Origin of the sequence: Geodermatophilus sp. FMUSA9-8, assembly GCF_037034165.1 — a bacterium.
Classification (GTDB): domain Bacteria; phylum Actinomycetota; class Actinomycetes; order Mycobacteriales; family Geodermatophilaceae; genus Geodermatophilus; species Geodermatophilus nigrescens.
Map to the genome: position 1 here is coordinate 86,297 of NZ_JBAGKE010000011.1, position 22,946 is coordinate 109,242.

A 22,946-nucleotide genomic window follows, 5' to 3' on the forward strand; every position below is an offset into this window, starting at 1 on the left:
GCTCCCCCCATGGGGTGAGACCCGCTCCCCCGTCCCTCCTCCGGGTCCCCCGGACGGTCGATCTGACGGCGAGCGCTCCAGCACGGAGCGCGGCCAGCCAGCCGAGACCGCCCGGGGGACCAGACCGTGCCCGCTCCACGCACGACCGCCTCCCCGCGCACCTCCGCTCCCCGCCGCGAGCTCACCCCCCGCGAGGCCGAGGCGCTGCGCGCCCTGCTCGCCGCCCGCGCCGCCGGCACCGCGACCGCCCGGCCCGCGGCCCGGACGACGTCGGCGGGCAAGAAGAAGACGGCCAGGAAGAAGGCCCGGCGGGCCCCCGCCCGCCGCCCGGCGTCCGCTCCTCCCGAGCGCGGCCCCTGGCGCACCCGGCTGCTCGTCGTCGGCCTGGCCACCCTGCTCGTGCCGGCGGTGAGCGTGCTCCTCGCCCCCGCCACCTCCGCCCCCGGCTCGGCCACCGTCGTCCCCGACCCCGCGGGCCTGGCGCTGGCCGCCCGCAGCACCCTGCTGCAGGACGCCGACGCCTACCGCCGGCTGCAGGCCGAGATCGACGGCCGCCGCGCCGAGCTGGCCACCGCCGAGGCCGCCGAGCTGGCCGCTCGCGCCGCCGTCGCCGCCGAGCAGGTCACCGTCGGCGACGTCGCGGCCGACCTCTACCGCGCGAGCGCGACCGGCCGGATGCCGGTGCTCGGCCTCGAGGCCACCACCCCCGGCACGACCTCGGGCGTCCTGCAGCTGCAGGCCCTGGCCGACCGGGCCGCCGTCGAGCGGGAGGCCGTCGTCGTCCGGGCGCAGCGGACCGAGGCCGCCGCGGAGGCCGCGGCCGCCCGAGTCGCCCGGGCGCAGGCCGCCGTCGACGCCGCCACCGCGCAGGCCCGCACGCTGCTGGCCAGCGTCAGGGAGACCGCCGACGACCTGGGCCTCGACGTCGCCGCGCAGCTCGCGGCGCTGGACACCGTCCCGTCGGCCGGCGCGCAGCAGCAGCGCAACGCCGCCGCGCTGCAGCGCTGGCAGGGGTACCTCGCCGAGCTGGCGTCGGCCGGGATCGAGCCGCCGTCGGCCGCCGAGCTGACCGACCCGGCCGCGCTGCCCGCCGGCTTCTCCCCCGCCCTCGACGCGGCCGGCCAGGCTGTGCCGGGTGTGGCCTGGGCCGTGGCGGGCAACCGCCCGGTGACCGTGCTCCCCGCCGAGACCGTGGCCGCCGTGAGCAGCGCGCTGGCGCAGGCCGGGCGGCCCTACGCCGAGGGTTCCGCCGGGCCGGACGCCTACGACTGCGGCGGGCTGACCGCGGCGTCGTGGCTGCTGGCCGGGTACGACCTGCCGGCCACCGCCGCGGGGCAGTGGGCCGCGGCGACCGTGGTCCCGGCCTCGCAGATGCAGGTCGGCGACCTGGTGGTCTCCGACGGCGGCCAGGACGTGGCGCTCTACCTGGGTTCCGGCGAGGTGCTGGGCGCCTCGGCCGCCACCTACCGGGTCGGCGTCCACCCGCTGCCCGACGACGCCCGCGCCGTGCGGGTGACCCTGCCCGCCCCGGCACAGCCGAACGCGCCGCTGCCGGCGACGGCGTCGGGCCGCGGTGCCTGCGGTGCTCTCCCGGCCCCGGCCGGGCCGGTCAGCCCCGCCTGGGGCGGCTGGGCCAACGGCCGCATCCCCGCCGAGGCGCTGTGCTCGATCGCCCGCGGTCACGCGCTGCGCTGCGACGCGGCGGCCGGGTACGCGGCCCTGGCGTCGGCCTACGAGGCGGAGTTCGGCACGCCGCTGTGCATCACCGACTCCTACCGGTCGATGGCCGCGCAGCAGGACGCCTTCCGCCGCAAGCCGGCCCTGGCCGCGGTGCCGGGCACCTCGAACCACGGCTGGGCGCTGGCGGTGGACCTGTGCGGCGGCGTGCACGTCGCGGGCACCGCGCAGTGGACCTGGATGACGCAGAACGCGGGCCGGTTCGGCTTCGTGAACCCCGACTGGGCCCGGCCCGGCGGCGAGAAGCCCGAGCCGTGGCACTGGGAGTTCGGCGACCTGCTCGACTGAGGGAGGACCAGGCATAGGAAGCTATCCGCACGTCCTGGCGCGCAGGACGTGCGGATAGCTTCCTATGCCTCGTTCAGAGCCAGCGGAGGGCGGCGAGGCCCGACCAGGGCAGGCGCACGCAGGCCTCCCCGGTGAGCCCGGCGAGCCGGTCGGCCACGCCCTCGGCGGCGCAGGCCACCGGGCGCATCGGCGTCACGACCACCTGGGGCTCGCGCAGCCGCAGGCCGGCGTCGGCGATCCGGCCGAGCAGCCGCTCGGGCGCGGCCAGCGCGGCGGTGGCCAGCATCGGGGCGCCGGGGTGCGACCACAGCGCCACCGGGCCCTCCACCCGCAGCACGCCCCCGGCGTCGGCCGCGCGGGCCGTGGCGTCGGCGCGGGTGCGGATGACGACGGCGGCGTCGGCGCGGTCGGACGGCGTCCACGCCACGGTGCGCTCACCGCGGCGGACGACGACCCGCCAGCCGACGGCCGACCGCCCGTCGTCGGTCCAGTCCAGGACGGCGACGCCGGCGCGCAGGGCGGCCCCGTCGGTCACCGGGCGTCGGGCGACCACGCGGGTCAGCGCCTCGCCGACGCCGTCCGGGGTCGGGGCGACGCCGGCGTCGGTCATGTCCTCGGCGAGGTCGCGCAGCGACAGCCGGGTGCGGCGCTCGTCCTCGGCGAGGACCAGCACCGGGCCGCGGGCCGGGTCGCTCAGCACGGCGGCGCGCAGGCCGCCGGTGGCGAGGCCGGGCAGCACCGCGGCGGCGGCGGCCCGGACGTCGTCGACGGCGACGGGGGCCGGCCGCAGCCGGGCGAGCAGCCCGGCGGAGGCGCGGGCGGGGCGCTCCGGCCTCACGCGCGGCGCCCGGCGAGCGTGGCGCGCAGCGGCGCGGACAGCGACCCGAGGGCCAGCACGCTGGCGTGCTCGGCGGCCGACAGCCGCACGGGCAGGACGTCGTCGGCCCAGCCGGTCACCCGGCGGACCCGGGCGGCGGGCGCGGGCCAGACCGCGTCGCGGGCGGCGGCCACGTGGAGCTCGGTGAGCACGTCGGCGAGGTGCACCGCGGCGACCGGGTGCAGGAGGCCGGCGGCCAGCTCGGCGCGGACGACGCCGGCGAGCTCCTCGCGGTCGTCGCCCGACAGCCAGTGCGGGAGCAGGACGACGGCCGGGTCACCCGCAGGCAGCACGCTCACCGCTTCCCCTCCCCGTCGGTGCCCACGGGTCCGCCCGGCCGGCTCGTGCGGCACGTCGGCGGGGCCCCGTGGTCTTGCGTCTCCTACATCGGCAGTCCGGCGCCGGGATGGACCGGTGGAAGCGGACTCCTCCGTGCCGTTCATCCGCGCGTCACTCGGAGAGCTCGGTGAGCCTGTCCTTGAGGGCGCGCTCGACGCGGTCGGCGTGGACGTTCATGTTGCGGACCGAGGTGCCGAGGTCGGCCGAGACCTGGGTCTTCGTCTGCCCGCCCCAGGTCGTCAGGTACCAGGTGGCCCAGCCGAGCACATTCGGCTGCGCGGCGCGCTGGCCGCGGGCGGCGGTCGGGTCGGGGGCGCAGGCCGCGGTCAACGCGTGCGACAGCAGCGTCTGGTCGGCCTCGTCCATGATCTGGTCGGGCGCCTCGTCGCTGTCGGGCACGAGCACCTCGGCCGCGCCGTCGGGACCGCCGTCGAGGGACTGCAGGTTGCGCAGCCCGTTGAGGGTGGCGACGGTCTGCGAGTTGCGGCGCAGCGTGGCGACGCTCTGCCCCATGTACTCGGCGAGCTCGCGCTCGCTGGGCCGGCGCTGGTGCTCGGCCTGGAAGGCGGCCAGCGCCTTCTGCTGCCGGTTCTCGGTGTCGGCGGCGGTGCGGCCGTGGGCGCTGCGGCCCAGGTCGTGCACCCACTTGGACAACTGGGTGGCCAGGAACGCGCCGAACGGGACGCCCTTGGTCTCGTCGTACTGGCCGACCGCCTTGAGGACCCACTCGGCGACCTGCTGGTACAGGTCGTCGGGGTCGGGAACGTGCATGCGCAGGGTGCTGGCGTTGCGCTGCAGCCGCTTGAGGCTCAGCGGCTGGTAGTGCCGGCACAGGTCCTCGAGGAAGGCCGGCGGCAGGTCGCGGGGCGCGCGGCGGCGGACGGCCGCCTCGGCGCGCAGGCCCACGGTGCCGATGTCGCGGCCGGCGCACCAGGCGCGGATCCAGTCGGCGAGCACCTGGCCCTGCCCGCACGGGCCGTCGACCCGGTACAGGCCCTCGCCCTCGTCGTGGCTGACCGTGACGCCGTCGGGCAGGTCGGCGCGGAACTCGGTGAGCGGCAGGTCGCGGTCCACGCGGAAGTGCACGCGGTCACGGGCGGTGATCGGGACGGCCGCGAAGCCCTCGGCCTCGGGGACGCCGCCGAAGACGAGCGGCGCGCGGCCGGGGGCCTCGGCGCCGGAGTCGGCGGGCCGGTCGGCGGTGGTCGGGTCGGTCGCGAGGGTGCTCACCGGGAACTCCAAGTCGATCGCGGGGAAGGCGATGGCGAGGTGCTGGAACGGCCCTCCTGCAGGGGCCCGCCCCGAGCGGAGCGAGGGGTGGGGAGCAGGAGGGTCCTTCGTTACGCGGGGACGCGCTCGGCGTGCGCCGGCAGGGCCGGGGCGAGGCCGGGGTCGCCGGCGTGCAGCAGGGCCTCGGCCGCGGCGCGCTCGGCGGGGGCGGGCTCGGCGGCGTAGACCGGCATGTGGTCGTAGAGGACCGTGAAGACGTCGCTGACGAAGGCGTAGGCGGCCTGCGCCTGCGGGGAGAAGCGCGCGATCGCCTCGCGCGGGCCCAGCTCGACGCCGACGGTCACGCGGACGACGCGCTCGTCCTTGGCCAGGCCGGTGATCGCGAAGGCGACGGCCGGGTGCGCGGCGGCCAGGGCCGACAGCTCGGCCAGGCAGCGCCGGGTGGACCCGCGCCGCGGCCGCAGCTGGACGTGGACCACCACGGTCTCGTCGGCCTGCTGGGTCTCTGCCATCACGCTCTGCTGCATCTCCATCGCCCCCTGTGTCGTGCTGGGGGGCAACTCTGTCGCAGAAGCGGACGGTGACGGGCACACAACTCGCCGTGTGCTGCGCAATGTGCGGGGCGACCTTCGTCAGGTCTTGCCCTCGCGGACGGGGAGGACGGTCCGGCGGGTCCGCGCACCGGCGAGAGTTGCCGAGACGCGGACCCGCCGTCCGTGCGAGTCGTTCAGCGCCCGCGCGCCTCCGGCGGGGCGGGCTGCGCGACGGGCTGTGCGGCCGGGGCGTCCGGGGCGCCGGCGCCGGTCGCCGGGCCGTTCGCGGGGGCCGGCGCGAAGGCGGCGAGGGCGCCCAGCGTGTCGGCGGTGACCTGGGCGGCGAGCAGGTTGGCCTCGGCGATCTGCCGGTAGACCTCCTCGCGGTGGATGGTCACCTCGCGGGGGGCCTTGAAGCCGAGCCGGACGGTGCCGCCCCGGACCTCGACGACGTGGACCTCGATGTCGTCGCCGATGCGGATGGTCTCGCCGACGCTGCGGGTGAGAGTGAGCACGGGTACCCCTCCATGGGTGTGTGTTGGCCTCCGTGGCATACCCGCCGGGGGCGGGCTCCGGAACGGCGGTGCCGCTCCCTGTTCCTATCGGCGCAGGGGACGCCGGATCGGATGACGGCTGTCGGGCAGCAGGACCTGGGCCGCCCGCCAGTTCGCCGGGTTGAGCACGACCGGTGCGCGGAGGTTCGCCGTCGCGTGGGCGACGCCCTCCGCCGGGACGGTCACCAGCGCCAGCAACGTGGCGTCGGCGGCGTCGGCGAGGTCGAGGTCGGCCAGCACCTGCCGGGGCAGGGCGGGTGCGTAGTCCGGGAAGTACCGGGCCGGGGGGATGGCCAGGAACCGCGGACCGTCGGCGTCCATCGACTGCAGCCAGAACAGCAGGCCGTCCCCGTCGGCCGTGACGAGCACGTAGTCACGGAAGTCGGGGAAGCCGGGCAGGGGGGCCACCATGCCGAGCAGCGGCATCGTGACGACCGGGGCGAGCGTCATGCGAGGAAGTCCACGAGCGTCGGCTGGATGATCTTCGCCGTCGCCGAGAGCGCCGCCTGGTAGCTCGTCTGGACCATGTTGAGCTCCATGATCGTCTTCGGCAGGTCGATGTCCTCGACGCCGGCGAGCTGGCCCTTGAGCTGCAGCTGGCGGTCGGTGTTGACCTGCGCGGCGGTCTCGATCCGGGTGGCGCGGGCGCCGACGCCGGAGATCGCGGTGAGCAGGCGGTCCATCGCGCCGTCGAGCGAGGCGATGTGCCCCGGCAGCGCGTCGGTGTCCCCGACGACGTCGTCGGCGATCGAGGCGACCAGCGCGAAGAGGTCGCCGCCGGCCGGGTCACCGAAGGCCTCGGGCCCGGTGACGTCGACGCGCACCTCCTCGTCGGCGGAGATGCGGCGCATCTGCGGCACGACCGGGACGGTGCCCGTCCCGCCCAGGCCGGCGTAGGTGCCGTCCGGGTCGTACGCCAGCGCGCCGGTGGTGACGCCGCCGAAGACCGGCTGGCCGTCGATGGTCGTGTTGGCGACCCCGATGAGGCTCTCGCGGATCGACCGCATCTCGGTGGCGATCGCGGTGCGGCTGCTCTCGCTCATCGCGCCCTCGTTGGCGGCGCGCAGGGTGAGCGTCTGCACCCGGCGGACCTGCTCGATGACGGTGCCGAGCGCGGAGTCGGTGGTCTCCAGCCGGCCCTGCGCGTCGGAGACGTTGCGCGCGTACTGGACGGTCGCGGCCTGGTCCTGCCGGATCTGCATCGCCCGGTTGACCCCGGTCGGCGAGTCCGACGGCTTGCTGACCAGCTTGCCGGAGGTGAGCTGCTGGTTGAGCCGGCCGACCTCGGCGAGGTTGCGGTTGAGGCCCTGGAGCGCCGTCTGGGCGACGGCGCGCTGCGTGATGCGCACTCAGGTCACCGCCCCACGAGGCCGGTGCGGTTGATGAGCGTGTCCAGGGCCTGGTCGATGGCGCTCACCATGCGCGCGGCGGCGCTGTAGGCGTACTGGAACGAGAGCATGTTGGTCATCTCCTCGTCGAGGTTGACCCCGGACACCGACTCCCGGGCGGCGTCGACCTGGGCCGACACCACCTGCTGGACCTCGAGGTCGCGGGTGGCCACGGAGGACTGCACCCCGAGGGCGACCACGAGCTCGCGGTAGCCGGCGTCGAGGCCGCCGGGCTGCAGGCTCAGCCGGAACATGGCGTCGGCGTTCCTCCCGTCGGCGGCGACGGCGCCGCCGACGGTGGCCGGGTCGGTGCCCGAGGCGGCGAAGCGCGCCGGGTCGGTCAGCCGCAGGGTGAGGTTCGCGGCGGTGACGGCGGTGCCGCCCGCGCCGTCGTCGAACAGCACGCCGCCGGCGGCTCCGGTGCTGTCGAAGCCGGCCGCGTGGGCGGTGTTGAACGTCGTGGCCAGGGACCGGGCGAACTCGTCGAGCCGGCCCCGGTAGGCGGGGAGGGTGGAGGTCAGGGCGGTGATCTGGCCGGCCGCGGTGCCGCCGGGGCGCAGCGTCGTGCCGCCCGGGTCGGTCTCCAGCCGCGGCGCGTCGGTGCCGACGCCGTCGGGACCGGTCGACCCGGCCAGCCGGACGCGGACCGCCTCGCCGCCGGCCACCAGCGCGGTGCCGCCGACGGTCACGTCGACGACGCCGTCGGCCCGCGGCACGGCGACCGCGCCGACGGCCTCGGACAGCTTCACGACCAGGGCGTCGCGGCGGTCGGAGAGCTCGTTGGTCGGCAACCCGGACAGGGTCGCCTGCCGGATCGCGACGTTGAGCTCGGCGATCGAGGCGGCCGAGGTGTTGACCTCGGTGACCAGCGCGGAGACGCCGTCGCGGGTCTGCTCCCACTGCTGGTCGAGCGAGGCGCGGGTGGTGCGCACGCCGTCGGCGAGCGTGTCGAGGCGCTCGAGCACCTGGCTGCGCGAGGCGAGGGTGGTCGGGCGGCCGGACAGCTCCGACAGGCTCGACCAGACGTCGGCCAGCATGCTCTGGATGCCGCTGTCGCCGGGCTCGCGGAAGGCGTCCTCGACGCCGGACAGCGCGGCGCTCTCGGCGGCCAGCTGCGCGGTCTTCGACGTCTCGAGGTGGCCGCGGGCCTCCAGCAGCGCGTCGCGGACGCGGCGCACCTGGTCGGCGTTGACGCCGCCGTCGACGGCGGTGCTCACCGAGTGCACGGCGGGGACGGCGGTGCCGCCCATCGCGACCTGGTCCACCCGCTGGCGGGAGTAGCCGGCGGTGTTGACGTTGGCGATGTTCTGACCGGTGACGTCGAGGCCGCGCTGGGCGGCCCACAGCGCCGTCGACGCGGTGTTGAGGCCAGAGAAGGTGCTCACAGGGCTCCGTCCAGGGTGACCGCGCGGGTGGCCCCGTGCTCCGAGCGACCCGTCGCGCCGTAGGTGCCGGCGGAGGGCTGCTGGCGGACCGACAGCAGCGCGTCGCCGATCGCGGACAGGCCGCCCTCGATCAGCTCGCGGTTGGCGTCGGAGAGGCTGCGCAGGTCGGTGACGAGGACCAGCAGGGCCTCGTGGTGCTTGGCCAGCAGGTCGTTCCACGGCGCCGGGGCGGCGTCGGCGAGCTGGCGCAGCGACGGGTTGACCCCGGTGCCCAAGCGCACGGCCAGCGCCTCGGTGGCGGCGGCCCGCTCCACCTCGAGGGTGCGCAGCTGGTCGAGCACGACCTCGATCTCGTGGGCGATGCGCGCCAGCCAGCGCGTCTTGCCCGACAGGATCAGGTACTGCTTCTCCTCCGCCTTGAACAGCAGCAGGTCGAGCAGCTCCTGCTCGCGCCACAGCAGCGTCGACAGGTGCTGGAAGTCCACGTCCGCCACCGCCTTCCCTCGTGTCCCGGCGGGGTCCCCGCCGTCCGCGCTCTCGCGGTCAGACCGTCGGCAGCGGGCGACAGCCCCTCAAGCCGAGTTCCCAGGATTGGCAGGAGTTGTGCGTCCTCCGCTGGGCGGTCCCTGCCGAGAGAGCGGTCGTGCCAGCTGCCCGCTCCCCGCTGCCCCCCGCCGCCACGCGGCCCGAGGGCGTTCGCCCTGAGTCCGTGCGACCGGAGTCCGAGGTCGAGGCGCTCGTGACCGAGCACCTCCCTCTGTGCTCCTTCGCGGTCAACGCGGTGGCCTCGCGCATCTCCCTCCCCGGCCACGTCAGCCGCGAGGACCTCCTCTCCTGCGCCAAGGTGGCGCTCGTCGAGGTGGCCCGCCGGTTCGACCCGTCGGCTGGCGCCACCTTCGCCACCTACGCGCTGCCCCGGCTGCAGGGCGCCGTCCTCGACGAGCTGCGCTCGGGCGACTGGGCCAGCCGCTCGGTACGGGCCGCGGCCCGCCGCAGCGACGCCGCCGCCGACGCGCTCACCATCCGCCTGGGCCGCCCGCCCACGCGGGAGGAGCTCGCCGACAGCCTCGGCGTCCGCCGCGAGGACCTCGAGGCGCTGCAGGTCGACGTGCACCGCGCCGTCATGGTGAGCATCGACGCCGAGACCGGCGGCGAGGGCAGCACCCTGGATCTGCCCGACCCCGGCGAGTCCCCCGAGCGTGCGGTGCTGCGCGGCGAGCGGGCTCGCTACCTGCAGGACGCGATCCGCGCTCTCCCCGACCGCCTCGACGAGGTCGTCGAGCGGAACTTCTTCGGCGGGGAGTCGCTCACGGACATCGCCGCCGACCTCGGCGTCACGCTCTCCCGCGTCTCGCAGATGCGCGCCCGCGCGCTGACCCTGCTGCACGCGGCGATGAGCGAGGTGTGGGAGGGGCGGGCCGTGCCCGCCGACGGCGGTGTGCGGGCCCGGAACCAGCAGCGGCAGTACGTGGACCGCGTGGCCGGCCGTTCCGTGCCCACCATCCCCACGCCTCGGTCCGCTCCGGCCCGGCCCGGTTGGCAGTCGGCGTACGGGGCCTCCCGACCCGCCTGAGTGAGGCTGCGTGAAAAAGCTGGCGCATTCGCCTCAAGTGCGAGCCCATCCCCGCCGTAACAGCATCTGCAAGCCCCGCAGCACGGATGCAGCGGATACCACCAAGGCCCGATTCCAAGGAGGAACACCGTGGGTCTCAGCGTCAACACCAACAGCGCGGCGATCAACTCGTACCGCAACCTGAGCACGACGAACACCCAGATGGCGAAGTCGCTGGAGAAGCTGTCCTCCGGCTTCCGGATCAACCGTGCGGCCGACGACGCCGCCGGTCTGGCGATCTCCGAGGGCCTGCGCTCGCAGATCGGTGGTCTGAAGGTCGCCGTCCGCAACACCCAGGACGGCATCTCGGTCGTGCAGACCGCTGAGGGTGCGCTCACCGAGACGCACTCGATCCTCCAGCGCATGCGCGACCTGTCGGTCCAGGCGGCCTCCGACGGTGGCCTGAACGACGACGCCAAGAAGAACATCCAGTCCGAGATTAGCCAGCTCAAGTCCGAGCTGAACCGGATCGCTGACACGACCCAGTTCAACGGCAAGAAGCTGCTCGACGCCAGCTACACCGGCACCTTCCAGGTGGGGGCCAACAAGGGCGAGACCATCTCGGTCGCGATCGGTACCGCCATGAGCTCCACCGGTCTGGACGTCGCCGGCGTTGACGTCAGGGGTGGTACGGCTACGGCCGCCACTGTGGTGAACGCCACCGCCGGCGGCGCCGCCAGCACCGCCACCATCGCGGCGGCCGACGTCACGGACCTGGCTGACTACAAGGCCCTCAACGGCACCATCAGCGTCGGGAGCAAGAGCTTCGACCTCGCCTCGGTCAAGTACACCGACAGCATGACCGCCACTCAGGCACAGGCGGCCCTGGTTACGGCCGCCACCGCGGCCCTGGGCACGAGCGTCTCCGTCACGGGTGGCGATGGCGCCAACCTGGTCTTCACCAGCACCACGACCCCGGGCGCCACCGCCACCGCCGACGCCGTCAACGCCGCGAGCGTGAAGTTCAGCGCTTCGACCGGCGCCGACAACGCCATCACCAAGATCGACGCGGCGATCAAGGCGGTCTCCACGACCCGTGCCGACCTCGGTGCTGTGCAGAACCGGTTCGAGCACACCATCAACAACCTCAACGTCGCCGTCGAGAACCTGTCGGCGTCGGAGAGCCGGATCCGCGACACGGACATGGCCCAGGAGATGACCAACTTCTCCCGGACCCAGATCCTGACCCAGGCCGGCACCGCCATGCTGGCCCAGGCCAACCAGTCGACGCAGGGCATCCTGCAGCTGCTGCGCTGATCCACCGGCACCACCAGCTCCACCGGTGAGGGGGGAGGCCGCCGGCCTCCCCCCTCACCGCGTCCGGTCCCCTATCCACGGAAAGAGGTCACCACGTGGCAGGCATGAGCGTCGACGGGCTCGTCTCCGGGATGGACACGACCACCCTCATCAGCCAGCTGATGCAGATCGAGGCCCAGCCCCAGACGCTCCTCAAGTCGAAGCTCAGCGCCACCCAGGCCGACGCCACCGCCTACCGGGCGGTCAACACCCGCTTCGACGCCCTGCGCACCGCCGCCGAGGCCCTCACCAACGACGCCACCTGGGACCTCACCAAGGCGACCAGCTCCTCGACCGCGGTCACCGCCACCGCCGGCGCCGGGGCGCTCCCGGGAACGCTCTCCTTCACCGTCAGCCAGACCGCCGCGGCCCATCAGGTGGTCAGCGCGGAACTGACCGGCACCACTCCCGCAGCCGTCACCGTCGGCCAGGTGACCGTCAAGGACGCCGACGGGAGCCACACGCTCGACTTGGTCGGCACCGGTTCCCTCGCAGACGCGGCCGCGGCGATCAACAAGGCCGACCTGGGACTCACCGCCGCGGTCGTCGAGGTCTCCGCCGGGAAGTACCGGCTCCAGGTGAACGCCAAGGACACCGGCGCAGCCGCGAAGTTCGAGGTGTCGACCGCGGAGGGAACCGCATTCACCGCGGCCACGGCCGGGCGCGACGCCGTCCTGACCGTCGGGAGCGACGCGACCTACACCGTCACGTCGCCCACCAACACCTTCTCCGGCGTCATGCCAGGCACGACGCTTACCGTGAGCGAGAAGACCACCTCCCCGGTCACCGTCACCATCGCCAGCGACCCCGACGCCGTGGCGGCGAAGGTCGCCTCCCTCGTCGGCGCGGCGAACGGCGTGCTCGAGGCGATCACCGCGTACACGGACAAGGACAAGAGCACGGCCGTCCTCAAGGGCGACAGCACGCTGCGGACGCTGGCCGGACGGGTCCTCGACGTCGTGGCCACCGCCGTCGGCGGCTCCCCCGCTGCGGCCGGTCTCCAGCTGACCACGACCGGCGCGTACGCGTTCGACCAAGCGAAGTTCGTGGCGAAGTTCGAGAGCGATCCCCAGTTCGTGGAGAAGGTCTTCGCCGGCACGCCGGCCGTCCCCGCGAGCGGCAGCACCCCCGCGAGCTCCGCCGTAGCGGGGATTGCCGGCCGCCTGATGGAGCTGGCCAGGTCCGCCTCCGACGCCACCACGGGCAGCCTGACGCTCCTGGCCAACAGCAACGACTCGACAGCGAAGGACATCCAGGTACGCATCGCCGACTGGGACCTGCGCCTCGGGCTGCGCAAGACCACGCTCACCCGCCAGTTCACCGCGATGGAGACCGCGTTGGGGACGCTGCAGAACCAGGCGTCCTGGCTCTCCTCCCAGATCGGCTCGCTGCCGACCTGGTCGTCCTGATCCCGACGCGCCGAGCACCCCAGGAGAGACCTCGATGAGCACCGCTTCCCTGCGCGCCCGCTACCTGGGCGACACGGTCGCCACCGCCTCCCCGCAGCAGCTGCTGGTCATGCTGTACGACCGGCTCGCGCTCGACCTCGAGCGCGCCGAGACGGCCCTGCTGGCCGGCGACCGCACGGCGGCCAACGTCCAGCTCCAGCACGCCCAGGACATCGTCGTCGAGCTCCGGGGCAGCCTGCGCGTGGACGCCTGGGAGGGCGGCCCCCGCCTCTCGGCGCTGTACGGCTGGTTGCTCACGGAGATGCTGCAGGCCAGCCTCAAGGGCGACCGCAACCGCGTCGAGTCCTGCCTGAAGGTCGTCGAGCCGCTGCGCGACGCCTGGCGCCAGGCGGCCGCGAGCCTGGCGGGCACCGCATGACCGGCGCGTCCTCCTCGGACGCGGCGCGGCGCGCCGAGTGGGCCGAGGTCCTCGAGGAGATGGAGGGCGAGGTCCTCGACGCCGAGCGCTCCATCCGCGGCAACCGCGCCGAGGAGATCGCCGCCTGGGGCCGGCGCATGGAGGACTGGACGCCGCCTACCATGCTCGGGCCGCTGCCCCTGGACCTGCGCGAGCGCGCGGCCCGGCTGCTGCAGCACCAGCTCGCCGTCGCCGAGGAGCTCGTCGAGCGGATCACCCAGTCCCAGCGCCAGCGCGACGTCGCCGCGCGGATGGCCTACCGGCCCCGCCCGGTGGCCGCCTTCGTGGACCGCGCCCTGTAGCGACACCCTCCAGCACACGACCCGGCCGGGTCCGCCTCACGGCGGGCCCGGCCGTCGTCGTCCCCGGGGCGGGAGTGCCTCCCGCGCGCGGGAGGCGACCCCGGAGGCGACACGCGGCCCGTCCGGCCCGTCCGCTCCCCGCGTCACACCCGTCACCCGCGCCACGGACGGCGGTCACGATGCAGGGGTCCGCTGCCGATGTCGCCCCTGCACGGACAGCACTGCTCTCGCCACGGATCGGCGGCCCCGCCCTCGCGCTCGCGCGCGCGCGGGCTCCCCCGACGTACCCGGAGGCACCTCGTGTCCTGCCGCCCTGCCCGCCGGCGGTCCGCCCGATGATCAGCGACGTCACCATGACCACGCTGCACTCGGCGCTGACCGGCCTGGCGCAGCGCCAGCGCGTGACCGCGGACAACATCGCGAACGTGCAGACCCCCGGCTTCCTCGCCGGCCGCACGGACTTCGAGTCCTCGCTGCGCAACGAGCTGCGCCAGGGCCGGACGCCGACCGTCTCCGGCGGCTCCATCGCCCGCTCGCTCGAGCCCACCCGCGAGGACGGCAACAACGTGAACCTCGACAGCGAGACCGTCATCGCCACCGAGACCGGCCTGCGCTACCAGTTCGCGCTGACCGCCCTCGAGGGCAAGTACAACGGCCTGCGCACGGCCCTGCGGACGGCCTGACGTGTTCGACGGCCTCGACATCTCCGGGTCCGGCCTGTCGGTCCACCGCCGCTGGCTGGACGCCGTCTCGGACAACATCGCGAACATCAACACGGTCAGCTCGACCGACGGCGAGGCCTTCCGCGAGCGCATGGTCGTCGCCCAGGCCGTCGACTACGGCTCCGGCGAGGGCGGCGTGCGCGTCGCGCGCGCCGAGTTCGGCAGCGCCGAGGGCCGGCTCGTGTACGAGCCCGACCACCCGCTGGCCGACGACGAGGGCTACGTCCGCTACCCGGACATCGACCTCGGCGAGCAGATGACCCAGATGATCATGGCCCAGCGCGGCTACCAGGCGAACATCGCGGCCCTGGAGCGGGCGACGAACGCCTACCAGGCCGCGCTCCAGCTCGGGAAGGGCTGACCAGCATGACCTCCCCCGTCGGCGGCGTCTCGCTGCCCACGTTCCCCGCCTTCGGCGCGCTCGGCGGCATCGACGCCGCGCAAGCCGCCCAGGCGGCGCAGGCCCCGCAGGCCGCGACCCAGGCCTCGGCCGACGGCTTCGCCGCCGCCCTCACCGGCGCGCTCGACGAGCTCGGCAGCCTGCAGTCGAACAAGGACGCCCTCGCCGTCCAGGCGGCCACCGGCGACCTGCGTGACGTGCACGACTACATGATCGCCGCCCAGGAGTCCTCCGTGGCCACCGAGATGGTCGTGACGATCAAGAACAAGGCCGTCGAGGCCTTCACCGAGATCATGAGGATGCCGGTCTGATGCCCGCCGCACTGGCTGGGCCGCTGGCGAAGGTGCGCAGCACCCTCGCCACGATCAGCCTGGGCCAGAAGGTCGTCATCGGCCTGCTGGTGGCCGGGCTGGCGCTCGGCGGCTTCTTCTTCTACCGCTGGATCACGACGCCGACGATGGCGCCGTTGTTCTCCAACCTGGCCTCGACCGACGCCTCGGCGATCGTCGACGAGCTCAACGCCTCCGGCGTCGCCTACGAGCTCGCCGACGGCGGCGGGACGATCATGGTCGCCAACGACGCGGTCTACGACCTGCGCCTGCAGATGAGCGGCCAGGGCCTGCCGGCCGGCTCCGACACCGGGTACGCGCTGCTCGACGAGCAGGGCATCACCACCAGCGAGTTCCAGCAGCAGGTGCAGTACCAGCGGGCCATCGAGGGCGAGCTCGCCAACACCCTCGAGGCGCTCGACGGCGTCTCGCAGGCGGTCGTGCACGTCGCGCTGCCCGAGGACGAGGTCTTCGCCTCCGACGAGGGCGAGCCCACCGCCTCGGTGCTCCTGGACCTGACGCCGGGCACCGAGCTCTCCGGCGAGCAGATCCAGTCGATCACCAACCTGGTCTCCTCGAGCATCGAGGGGATGGAGCCCGAGCAGGTCACCGTCAGCGACTCGACCGGCCAGCTCCTGTCGGCCGCCGGCCAGACCGCCTCGGCGGCCTCGGGCGACGCCCGCTCGCAGATGGAGACCGACTACGAGACCCGGCTGGCGCAGAACGCCCAGTCGATCCTCGACACCGTCCTCGGCCCCGGCAACGCGCGCGTCTCCGTGCGCGCCGACCTGGACATGTCGCAGCGCGACAGCACCGCGACCAGCTACCAGTACACCGAGGGCACGCCGCCGATCAGCGAGCAGACCTCCACCGAGCAGTACACCGGCGACGGTTCCGCGGTCGGCGGCGTCCTGGGCCCGGAGAACACCGCCGACGCCGCGAACGGCACCGGCGGCGGCAACTCCACCTACTCGACCGAGAGCACGACGGCGAACAACGCCGTCGGCCAGACCGTCGAGAACACCGTGACCGCGCCCGGCGAGGTCAACCGGCTCACCGTCGCGGTCGTCATGAACGACACCGTGGCCGGCGGCCTCAACACCGCGCAGGTGCAGAACCTCGTCAGCAACGCCGTCGGCCTCGACCAGGCCCGCGGGGACGCGATCAGCGTCGCCTCGCTGCAGTTCGACACCAGCGCCGCCGATGCCGCGGCCGCGGAGATGACGGCGGCCCGCGAGGCCGAGCAGCAGGCGCAGATGTGGTCGCTCATCAAGACCGGCGGCATCGCGCTCGGCATCGCCCTGCTGGTGCTCGTCGTCTGGCTGCGGTCCCGCCGCGGCCGCGACGACGAGGAGGACGAGGACGACGAGCCGCTCGACCTCGACGACGGCCTGATGGCCGAGCTGGAGCGGCTGCGCGTGGCCAGCTCCCGCGACGACACCGCCGTCCTGGACAACCGGGCCCTGGAGCTGGAGGCCGCCGAGCGCCAGCGCGTGCGAGGGGAGATCTCGACCATGGTCAGCGAACGACCCGACGAGGTGGCGCAGATGCTGCGCGGTTGGCTCAGTGATGTGAAGTGACCGAGCTCGCGAGGTCACTCATGGGTACCGCGACCTGCGGAGCAGGTCCGACGAGCGCCAGTGAGGAGGGGCTGTGACGCTCGCCAGTGTCGAGCCGCTGGTGGGCGCGGGCGGGACCAACCTGCCCGCCCTGCCGGCCAGGCCCCCGCGCCCGGAGCTGCCGGGCCTGCGCAAGGCCGCCGTCTTCCTCGCCCAGATGAGCAAGGAGGAGGCCGGGCTGCTGCTGTCGAAGCTGCGCCCGCGCGAGGTCGAGGCGCTCACCCGCGAGATCATGAAGCTCGGGTCGGTGGAGCCCGAGGACGTCGACGGCGTCCTCGGCGAGTTCCACCAGCTGATGAACGCCCAGCGCTTCGTCGGCCGCGGCGGCGTCGACTTCGCCCGCGAGATCCTCGCGGCGGGCCTCGGCGAGGACAAGGCCGAGGGCATCCTCGCCCGGCTCAACGTCGTCTACACCGAGGTCCCGTTCGCCTCGCTGCGCAACGCCGACGTCCGCCAGCTGGTCACCTTCCTCAAGGACGAGCACCCGCAGGTCATCGCGCTGGTGCTCGCCCACCTCTCGGCCGCGCAGTCGGCCGAGGTGCTCTCGGGCTTCTCGCCCGAGCAGCAGGCCGAGGTGGCCCACCGCATCGCCACGATGGACCGCACCTCCCCGGAGATGGTGCGCCTGGTCGAGGAGGAGCTGGGCCGGCGCATGGGCTCGCTGCTCGCCCACCAGGACATGTCCACCGTCGGCGGCGTCGAGACCCTCGTCGAGATCATCAACCGCTCGCCGCGGCCCACGGAGCGCTCGATCCTCGAGTGGCTCGACAGCTCCGACCCGGAGCTGGCCGAGCAGGTGCGCGCACAGATGTTCGTCTTCGAGGACATCACCACCATCGACGACCGGTCGATGCAGCTGGTGCTGCGCGAGGTCGAGGCCAACGACCTGGCCACCGCGCTAAAGGGCGTGCGCCCCGACGTGCGGGACAAGGTCGTGCGGAACCTCTCCGAGCGCGCCGCCGAGAACCTCGCCGAGGAGATCGAGCTGCTCGGCCCGGTCCGCGCCCGCACGGTCGAGGAGTCGCAGGGCAAGATCGTCGCGGTCATCCGCACGCTCGAGGAGCAGGGCGTCCTGACCATCTCGCGCGGTGGGGACGATGAGTTCGTCGCCTGACGGCCGCCGGGAGTCGGTGCTGCTGCGCGGGGCCTCGGCCAGCGCGGCGGCCCCCTACCGGTCGGTCGCGGGGACGACGGTCCCCCCGCGTCCCCGCCCGGCGCCCCCGCAGCCGGCCGGTCCCTCCCCCGTCGTCGCCACCGCCCCCGAGGTCGTGGTCGAGCGGCGGCAGGCGCCGCGCCGCGCCGCCGACGTCCCGGTGCCCAACGGCCGCGGCGTGCTGCGGCTCGGCGACGTCTACGCCGAGGAGCTCGCCCGGCTGCGCGCCTTCGCCCACGACGAGGGCTACAGCGCCGGGCACGCCGCCGGCGTCGCCGCGGCCGCCGACGTCATCGCGCAGGCCGAGGCCGAGGCCGCCGCGCGGCTGGCCGACGTCCAGGCCCGCTGGGAGCGCCGGATGGCCTCGGCGACGGCGGCGCTCGGTGCCGCCGTCGCCGCCCTCGACGCCGCGGCGGTGCCCACCGCCGACGACGTCCGCGACACGGTCGTCGACGGCGTGCTCACCCTCGTCGAGGAGCTGCTCGGCCGCGAGCTCTCGGCGACCACCACCGCCGGCGTCGACGCCCTGCGCCGCGCCCTCACCCTCGTGCCCGCCGACGCCCCCGCCGTGGTCCGGCTGCACCCCGACGACCTCGCCGACGTCCCGCCGCACGCGCTGGCCGCCCTGCCGCCGTCGGTCACCGTCCTCGGCGACGACGCCGTCGAGCGCGCCGGCGCGGTCGCCGAGTGCGGGCCGCGCCGGGTCGACGCCCAGTTGTCCACGGCGCTGGCCCGGGTGCGGGCGGTCCTCTCCGGCGGCGGTCCCGCGTGAGCGCCGCCGCGCTGTTCGAGCGGGCCCGCCTGGCCGCCCGCCCCCAGCTCACCGGCTCCGTCGTCGGCGCCATGGGGCTCACGCTCACCGTCGAGGGCGTCGTCGGGGCCGTCGGCGACCTGGTGGAGGTCGGCTCCGGCCTGCTCGCCGAGGTCGTCGCCGTCTCCCGCGACCGGCTGACCTGCATGCCGCTCGGCGAGATCTCCGGTGTGCACGCCGGCGCACCGGTCCGCAACACCGGCCGGCCGCTGCAGGTGCCGGTCGGGCAGGCCCTGCTCGGCCGGGTGCTCGACGGCCTGGGCCGCCCGGTCGACGGGCACGGCCCGCTCGGCGCCGGCAGCGGCGGGGGCATCGACTGGGTCGACCTCGCCAGCGAGACGCCGCACGCGCTGTCGCGCCGCCGGGTCGAGGAGCCGCTGCCGGTCGGCGTCCGCGCGCTGGACACCCTCGTGCCGGTCGGCAAGGGCCAGCGCCTGGGCATCTTCGCCGGCTCCGGCGTCGGGAAGTCCACGCTGCTCGCGCAGATCACCCGCGGCACCGAGGCCGACGTCCGGGTCATCGGGCTGATCGGCGAGCGTGGCCGCGAGGTGAAGGAGTTCCTCGAGGAGAACCTCGGCGAGGAGGGCATGGCGCGCACCGTCGTCGTCGTGGCCACCTCCGACGAGCCGCCGCTGGTGCGCCTCAAGGCCGCCTTCGTGGCCACCCGCATCGCCGAGGGCTTCCGCGACCAGGGCCGCGACGTCCTGCTGCTCATGGACTCGATCACCCGCACCGCGATGGCCCAGCGCGAGGTCGGCCTGTCGGCGGGCGAGCCCCCGGCCACCCGCGGCTACCCGCCGAGCGTGTTCGCGATGATGCCGCGGCTGCTGGAGAAGGCCGGCCCCGGCGCGACCGGGTCGATCACCGGCCTCTACACCGTGCTCGTCGAGGGCGACGACCACAACGAGCCCATCGCCGACACCGCTCGCTCGATCCTCGACGGGCACGTCGTGCTCACCCGCAGGCTCGCCACCGCCGGCCACTTCCCCGCCGTCGACGTGCTCGAGTCGATCTCCCGCGTCGCCGGGGCGGTCACCGCGCCGGCGCGGATGGCCGACGCCCGCGAGATGCGCCGCCTGATGGGCGCGCTGCGCGACGTCAAGGAGCTCGTGGAGATCGGCGCCTACCAGGCCGGCAGCGATCCGCTGGTCGACCGCGCCCGGCTGCTCTCCCCCGCCATCGACGCCTTCCTGCGCCAGGCGCTGGAGGACAGCACCTCCCCCGACGACGCCTGGGCGATGCTGCACCGGCTCGTGACCGCGGCCTGACGTGGGCAAGCGCGCGACCTTCCGCCTCGAGCCGGTCCTGCGGGTGCGCGCCGCCGCCGAGGAGGCGGCCTCCCGCGCGGCCGCCGAGGCCGACGCCGCCGCCCGCGAGGCCGCCCGCCGCGCCGAGGAACAGGCGGCCGCGCTCGCCGGCCGGGTGCCGCCCGCCTCGGCGCCCGCCCAGGTCTTCCTCGCCGCGATGGTCGCATCGGCCGCCGCGGCTGCCGATGTAGCTGCTGCACGGTCGACGGCGCAGGCCTCGGCCGAGCAGGCGGAGCTGCTGCGGCGGCGCTGGACCGCCGCCGCCCAGGAGACCCGGGCGCTGGAGAAGCTGCGCGAGCGGCACCTCCTGGCGCTGCGGGCCGCCGAGGCCGCCGCCGAGGAGCGCGCGGTCGACGACCTGGTGACGCGCCGGCACTCGGTGCGCGCCACCGACGACAGGGAGGAGGAGCCGTGGAGGGCCTGACCGCGGTGCACAGCCGCATCGCCGAGATCCAGAACCGGATCCTCACCCTGGCCTCGGCGTCCTCGACGTCGACGTCGGCCGCGCTGTCCTCGCAGTGGGCCTCGGCCGCGTCGGCCGCCGGGCTCACCGGCACCTCCGCCGCCGCGGCGACCGGGACGACGGCGACCACCGGCAGCGGCCTGGAGACGCAGGCCGTCGCCGCCGCGCAGCGCTACCTCGGCGTCCCCTACGCCTGGGGCGGCACCGACCCGTCGGTGGGCCTGGACTGCTCGGGCCTCGTGCAGCGGGTCTACGCCGACCTCGGCATCGACCTGCCGCGCACCAGCTCCCAGCAGGCGACCGCCGGCACCGCCGTCGCGAGCCTCGCCGAGGCACGGCCCGGCGACCTCGTGTTCTTCGACAACTCCTCGTCGCGGCCGGGCATCGACCACGTCGGCATCTACGTCGGCAACGGGAAGATGATCGCCGCGCCGCAGGCCGGCCAGGTCGTGCAGGTGCAGGACGTCGGCTCGCCGTCGGTCATCCGCCGGGTGCTGCCCGCGTCCGCCGCCGCCTCCCCCACCGCCCCCTCCTCGGGGGCCGGCCTCGGCGGCGTCCCGTACGCCGACCTGTTCACCGCCGCCGGCGCCCGCCACGGCGTCGACCCGGCGCTGCTGGCCGGGGTGGCGAAGGTGGAGTCCGGCTTCGACTCCTCCGCCGTCTCCCCCGCCGGCGCGACCGGCCTCATGCAGTTCATGCCGGCCACCGCCGCGGGCCTCGGCGTCACCGCGACGGACCCGGCGTCCTCGATCGACGGCGCGGCCCGCTACCTGCGCCAGCTCACCGACCGCTTCGGCTCGACCGACCTCGCGCTGGCCGCCTACAACGCCGGCCCCGGGACGGTGAGCCGGTACGGCGGCATCCCGCCCTACGCGGAGACCCAGTCCTACGTCCGCAAGGTCACCAGCGCCGCGGAGGCCTACTCATGACCGCTCCCGCCCTGAGCGCCGCCCTGCCTGCGGCGGCGCCCTCGCCCTCCGTCCCCTCCGCCGACCCGTCGTCGGGCGCGGACTTCGCCTCCGCGCTCGACAGCGCGGTCGGCGGCCGCGGCCCGGTGGCCCGCGGGCCGGTCGACCGGGGTGAGGACCGCGGCCCGGTGCGCCGCGGGCCCGTCGACCGGGGCCGGCCCGACCGCGAGCCCGCCGACGGCACGCCCGCGGAGGAGGCTCCGGCCGACGCCGCCGACGCCGCCCCCGCCGGCGACCCGGCGACGCCCGCCCCGGTGGCGGGCCTGCCCGCCGGCTGGGCGCTGGCGCTCGCGCTGGGCACCCCGGTGCCGGCGACCGTCCCCGGCGCGACCCCCGCCGGCACCCCGGCCGCCGCGCTGCCCGGCGCCGTCCCCGGTGCCGGCGTCCCCGGTGCCGGCGTCCCCGGTGCCGGCCTGCCCGGTGCCGCGGTCGCCGGCGTCGTGCCGGGAGCCGTCCCGTCCGAGGTCCCCGCCGGCCCGGTCGCCGACCTGCCGCCCGCGCCGGCACCCGCCGCGCCCGCCGCCGCGGCGCCCGCCCCGGTCGCCGCTCCCGTGCCGGCCGCCCTGGCCGCCGCGCTGCCCGCCGGCCTCGTCGTCGTGGCGGCCGACGCCGCGCCCGCCGACGCCGCGCCGTCCACCCCGCTGTCCCCGGCCCCCGGCGCGACGGCCCTCCCGGTCGCGCCGGCCGGGCAGGACGCCGGCACCGGACCGGGTGCCGGCGACCCGCAGGTCCGCCCGGGCGAGACGGCCTCCGCCGCGCCGGCCACCGCCCCGGCGGCCGCACCCGCGCCGGCGCCGGCCGTCGTCGCCCCGGTCGCGGTCGCCCGCGCCGAGGCGCCCGCCCCGCCGGTCGCCGCCCAGCTCGCTCCGACCGTCGCCACGCTGGCCGCCCGGCCCGACGGCGCGCACACCATGACGCTGGTGCTCACGCCCGAGACGCTCGGCCCGGTCGAGGTCCGGGTGACCGTGCACAACGGCACGGTCGACCTCAGCCTGCGCGGGGCCTCCGACGCCGGCCGCGCCGCGCTGCTCGACGCCCTGCCCGACCTGCGCCGCGACCTCGAGGCCTCCGGGCTCACCTGCTCGAAGGTGCAGGTCGACCGCGAGCAGGCGGGCTCGGGCCAGTCGCAGGCCCAGGCCGGCTGGCAGCAGGCGCAGCAGCAGGCGCAGGAGCGCGGGGCCCGGCAGGGCCGCGAGGCCGGCGAGGACACCGGCCGGCCCTGGCTGCGCACCGACCCCGACGGGAGCCGACCGGCTGCCGCCACCGACTCCCCCACGTCGAGCTCCCTCGACGTCCGGGCCTGAGAGGAGCCGACGATGACCGATCCCGTGGGCGGCGTGGGCTCGACCCCCGCCACGTTCACCGCGGCGACGTCCGTGGACCGCAAGGACCAGATGGGCAAGGACACGTTCCTCCAGCTGCTGGTCGCGCAGATGCGCTACCAGGACCCGAGCAACCCGACGAGCACGACCGAGTTCATGTCGCAGACGGCGACGTTCACCCAGGTCGAGAAGCTCTCGGAGATCGCGAGCCAGAACGCCTCGCTGCTGTCCCTGCAGCGCTCGCTGTCGGCCGGCGCGCTGGTCGGCCACGCGGTCAGCTGGACCGCCGAGGACGGCACCACGCAGACCGGGACGGTCTCCTCGGTCCGCTTCGGCGGCGACGAGCCCACCGCCGTCGTCGGGGACCAGGAGGTCCCCTTCGGCCGCCTCACCGAGATCTCCGTGCCGGCCGCGTCCGGTTCCTGACCCCGCTCTCCCCCCTCCC

The 22,946-nt window shown here is 75.4% G+C and carries 26 protein-coding genes; 17 read left to right on the plus strand and 9 right to left on the minus strand.

What is annotated here, in order from left to right:
• The first annotated feature begins 126 nt into the window (after window positions 1–126).
• Entirely contained in the window at window positions 127–2,025 is a 1,899-nt protein-coding gene (locus WA616_RS20630) for an NlpC/P60 family protein (protein ID WP_336032795.1), read from the plus strand.
• A gap of 73 nt (window positions 2,026–2,098) precedes the next feature.
• Here WA616_RS20630 and WA616_RS20635 read toward each other — a convergent pair whose 3' ends face one another.
• The 9 genes from WA616_RS20635 to WA616_RS20675 all read right to left on the minus strand — a co-directional run bounded on the left by WA616_RS20635 (window position 2,099) and on the right by WA616_RS20675 (window position 8,825).
• Window positions 2,099–2,863 carry a hypothetical protein gene (locus WA616_RS20635; protein WP_336032797.1) on the minus strand — a complete coding sequence of 255 codons (765 nt, stop codon included), beginning with the start codon at window positions 2,861–2,863 and terminating at the stop codon, window positions 2,099–2,101.
• Window positions 2,860–3,201 (minus strand): hypothetical protein, encoded by a 342-nt coding sequence (locus tag WA616_RS20640; protein ID WP_073418668.1) that lies wholly within the window; start codon window positions 3,199–3,201, stop codon window positions 2,860–2,862. Before WA616_RS20640 ends, WA616_RS20635 begins: the two co-directional genes overlap by 4 nt.
• Window positions 3,202–3,352: 151 nt before the next feature.
• Window positions 3,353–4,471, minus strand: coding sequence for a sigma-70 family RNA polymerase sigma factor (locus WA616_RS20645; RefSeq protein ID WP_336032799.1), 1,119 nt, complete (start codon window positions 4,469–4,471; stop codon window positions 3,353–3,355).
• 110 nt (window positions 4,472–4,581) lie between these two features.
• On the minus strand, window positions 4,582–4,983 hold the full coding sequence (locus tag WA616_RS20650) for a hypothetical protein (RefSeq protein WP_245794268.1): 402 nt from the start codon (window positions 4,981–4,983) through the stop codon (window positions 4,582–4,584).
• A gap of 215 nt (window positions 4,984–5,198) precedes the next feature.
• Window positions 5,199–5,519: a carbon storage regulator CsrA gene (csrA, locus tag WA616_RS20655; RefSeq protein ID WP_336032800.1), complete on the minus strand. Its 321-nt coding sequence runs from the start codon at window positions 5,517–5,519 to the stop codon at window positions 5,199–5,201.
• 84 nt (window positions 5,520–5,603) lie between these two features.
• The gene (gene fliW / locus WA616_RS20660) at window positions 5,604–6,008 is read right to left on the minus strand and encodes a flagellar assembly protein FliW (protein ID WP_336032801.1); all 405 of its coding nucleotides are present in this window, start codon (window positions 6,006–6,008) and stop codon (window positions 5,604–5,606) included.
• Complete coding sequence (gene flgL / locus WA616_RS20665) at window positions 6,005–6,907, minus strand: flagellar hook-associated protein FlgL (protein ID WP_336032802.1); 903 nt, start codon at window positions 6,905–6,907, stop codon at window positions 6,005–6,007. Before flgL ends, fliW begins: the two co-directional genes overlap by 4 nt.
• Window positions 6,908–6,912: 5 nt before the next feature.
• The gene (flgK, locus tag WA616_RS20670; protein WP_336032803.1) at window positions 6,913–8,331 is read right to left on the minus strand and encodes a flagellar hook-associated protein FlgK; all 1,419 of its coding nucleotides are present in this window, start codon (window positions 8,329–8,331) and stop codon (window positions 6,913–6,915) included.
• A complete protein-coding gene (locus WA616_RS20675; protein WP_336032804.1) occupies window positions 8,328–8,825 on the minus strand; it encodes a flagellar protein FlgN in 498 nt (165 codons plus the stop codon). The genes flgK and WA616_RS20675 overlap by 4 nt, the downstream gene beginning before the upstream one ends.
• A gap of 215 nt (window positions 8,826–9,040) precedes the next feature.
• Here WA616_RS20675 and WA616_RS20680 point away from each other — a divergent pair, with 215 nt between their 5' ends.
• The 16 genes from WA616_RS20680 to WA616_RS20755 all read left to right on the plus strand — a co-directional run bounded on the left by WA616_RS20680 (window position 9,041) and on the right by WA616_RS20755 (window position 22,927).
• Window positions 9,041–9,904, plus strand: coding sequence for a sigma-70 family RNA polymerase sigma factor (locus WA616_RS20680; protein ID WP_336032805.1), 864 nt, complete (start codon window positions 9,041–9,043; stop codon window positions 9,902–9,904).
• 129 nt (window positions 9,905–10,033) lie between these two features.
• Window positions 10,034–11,200 carry a flagellin N-terminal helical domain-containing protein gene (locus tag WA616_RS20685; protein ID WP_336032806.1) on the plus strand — a complete coding sequence of 389 codons (1,167 nt, stop codon included), beginning with the start codon at window positions 10,034–10,036 and terminating at the stop codon, window positions 11,198–11,200.
• 104 nt (window positions 11,201–11,304) lie between these two features.
• Window positions 11,305–12,648 carry a flagellar filament capping protein FliD gene (fliD, locus tag WA616_RS20690; RefSeq protein WP_336032807.1) on the plus strand — a complete coding sequence of 448 codons (1,344 nt, stop codon included), beginning with the start codon at window positions 11,305–11,307 and terminating at the stop codon, window positions 12,646–12,648.
• Window positions 12,649–12,682: 34 nt separating this feature from the next.
• Entirely contained in the window at window positions 12,683–13,066 is a 384-nt protein-coding gene (gene fliS, locus WA616_RS20695; RefSeq protein WP_336032808.1) for a flagellar export chaperone FliS, read from the plus strand.
• A complete protein-coding gene (locus tag WA616_RS20700) occupies window positions 13,063–13,407 on the plus strand; it encodes a hypothetical protein (RefSeq protein ID WP_336032809.1) in 345 nt (114 codons plus the stop codon). Before fliS ends, WA616_RS20700 begins: the two co-directional genes overlap by 4 nt.
• A gap of 353 nt (window positions 13,408–13,760) precedes the next feature.
• Entirely contained in the window at window positions 13,761–14,090 is a 330-nt protein-coding gene (gene flgB, locus WA616_RS20705; RefSeq protein ID WP_336032810.1) for a flagellar basal body rod protein FlgB, read from the plus strand.
• A 1-nt stretch (window position 14,091) separates the two neighbouring features.
• Window positions 14,092–14,490, plus strand: coding sequence for a flagellar basal body rod protein FlgC (flgC, locus tag WA616_RS20710; RefSeq protein ID WP_073418652.1), 399 nt, complete (start codon window positions 14,092–14,094; stop codon window positions 14,488–14,490).
• A 5-nt stretch (window positions 14,491–14,495) separates the two neighbouring features.
• Window positions 14,496–14,840: a flagellar hook-basal body complex protein FliE gene (gene fliE / locus WA616_RS20715; RefSeq protein WP_336032812.1), complete on the plus strand. Its 345-nt coding sequence runs from the start codon at window positions 14,496–14,498 to the stop codon at window positions 14,838–14,840.
• Complete coding sequence (gene fliF / locus WA616_RS20720) at window positions 14,840–16,438, plus strand: flagellar basal-body MS-ring/collar protein FliF (RefSeq protein ID WP_336032814.1); 1,599 nt, start codon at window positions 14,840–14,842, stop codon at window positions 16,436–16,438. The genes fliE and fliF overlap by 1 nt, the downstream gene beginning before the upstream one ends.
• A gap of 73 nt (window positions 16,439–16,511) precedes the next feature.
• The gene (gene fliG / locus WA616_RS20725; RefSeq protein WP_073418650.1) at window positions 16,512–17,591 is read left to right on the plus strand and encodes a flagellar motor switch protein FliG; all 1,080 of its coding nucleotides are present in this window, start codon (window positions 16,512–16,514) and stop codon (window positions 17,589–17,591) included.
• On the plus strand, window positions 17,575–18,402 hold the full coding sequence (locus WA616_RS20730; RefSeq protein WP_336032816.1) for a FliH/SctL family protein: 828 nt from the start codon (window positions 17,575–17,577) through the stop codon (window positions 18,400–18,402). The genes fliG and WA616_RS20730 overlap by 17 nt, the downstream gene beginning before the upstream one ends.
• Window positions 18,399–19,709, plus strand: a complete 1,311-nt coding sequence (locus tag WA616_RS20735; protein WP_073418649.1) for a FliI/YscN family ATPase — start codon at window positions 18,399–18,401, stop codon at window positions 19,707–19,709. Before WA616_RS20730 ends, WA616_RS20735 begins: the two co-directional genes overlap by 4 nt.
• Before the next feature lies 1 nt (window position 19,710).
• Window positions 19,711–20,172: a flagellar export protein FliJ gene (locus WA616_RS20740; RefSeq protein ID WP_336032819.1), complete on the plus strand. Its 462-nt coding sequence runs from the start codon at window positions 19,711–19,713 to the stop codon at window positions 20,170–20,172.
• Complete coding sequence (locus WA616_RS20745) at window positions 20,160–21,140, plus strand: NlpC/P60 family protein (RefSeq protein WP_336032821.1); 981 nt, start codon at window positions 20,160–20,162, stop codon at window positions 21,138–21,140. Before WA616_RS20740 ends, WA616_RS20745 begins: the two co-directional genes overlap by 13 nt.
• Window positions 21,137–22,483 (plus strand): flagellar hook-length control protein FliK, encoded by a 1,347-nt coding sequence (locus WA616_RS20750; RefSeq protein ID WP_336032823.1) that lies wholly within the window; start codon window positions 21,137–21,139, stop codon window positions 22,481–22,483. Before WA616_RS20745 ends, WA616_RS20750 begins: the two co-directional genes overlap by 4 nt.
• Window positions 22,484–22,495: 12 nt before the next feature.
• A complete protein-coding gene (locus WA616_RS20755) occupies window positions 22,496–22,927 on the plus strand; it encodes a flagellar hook capping FlgD N-terminal domain-containing protein (protein ID WP_336032824.1) in 432 nt (143 codons plus the stop codon).
• Window positions 22,928–22,946: the final 19 nt, after the last annotated feature.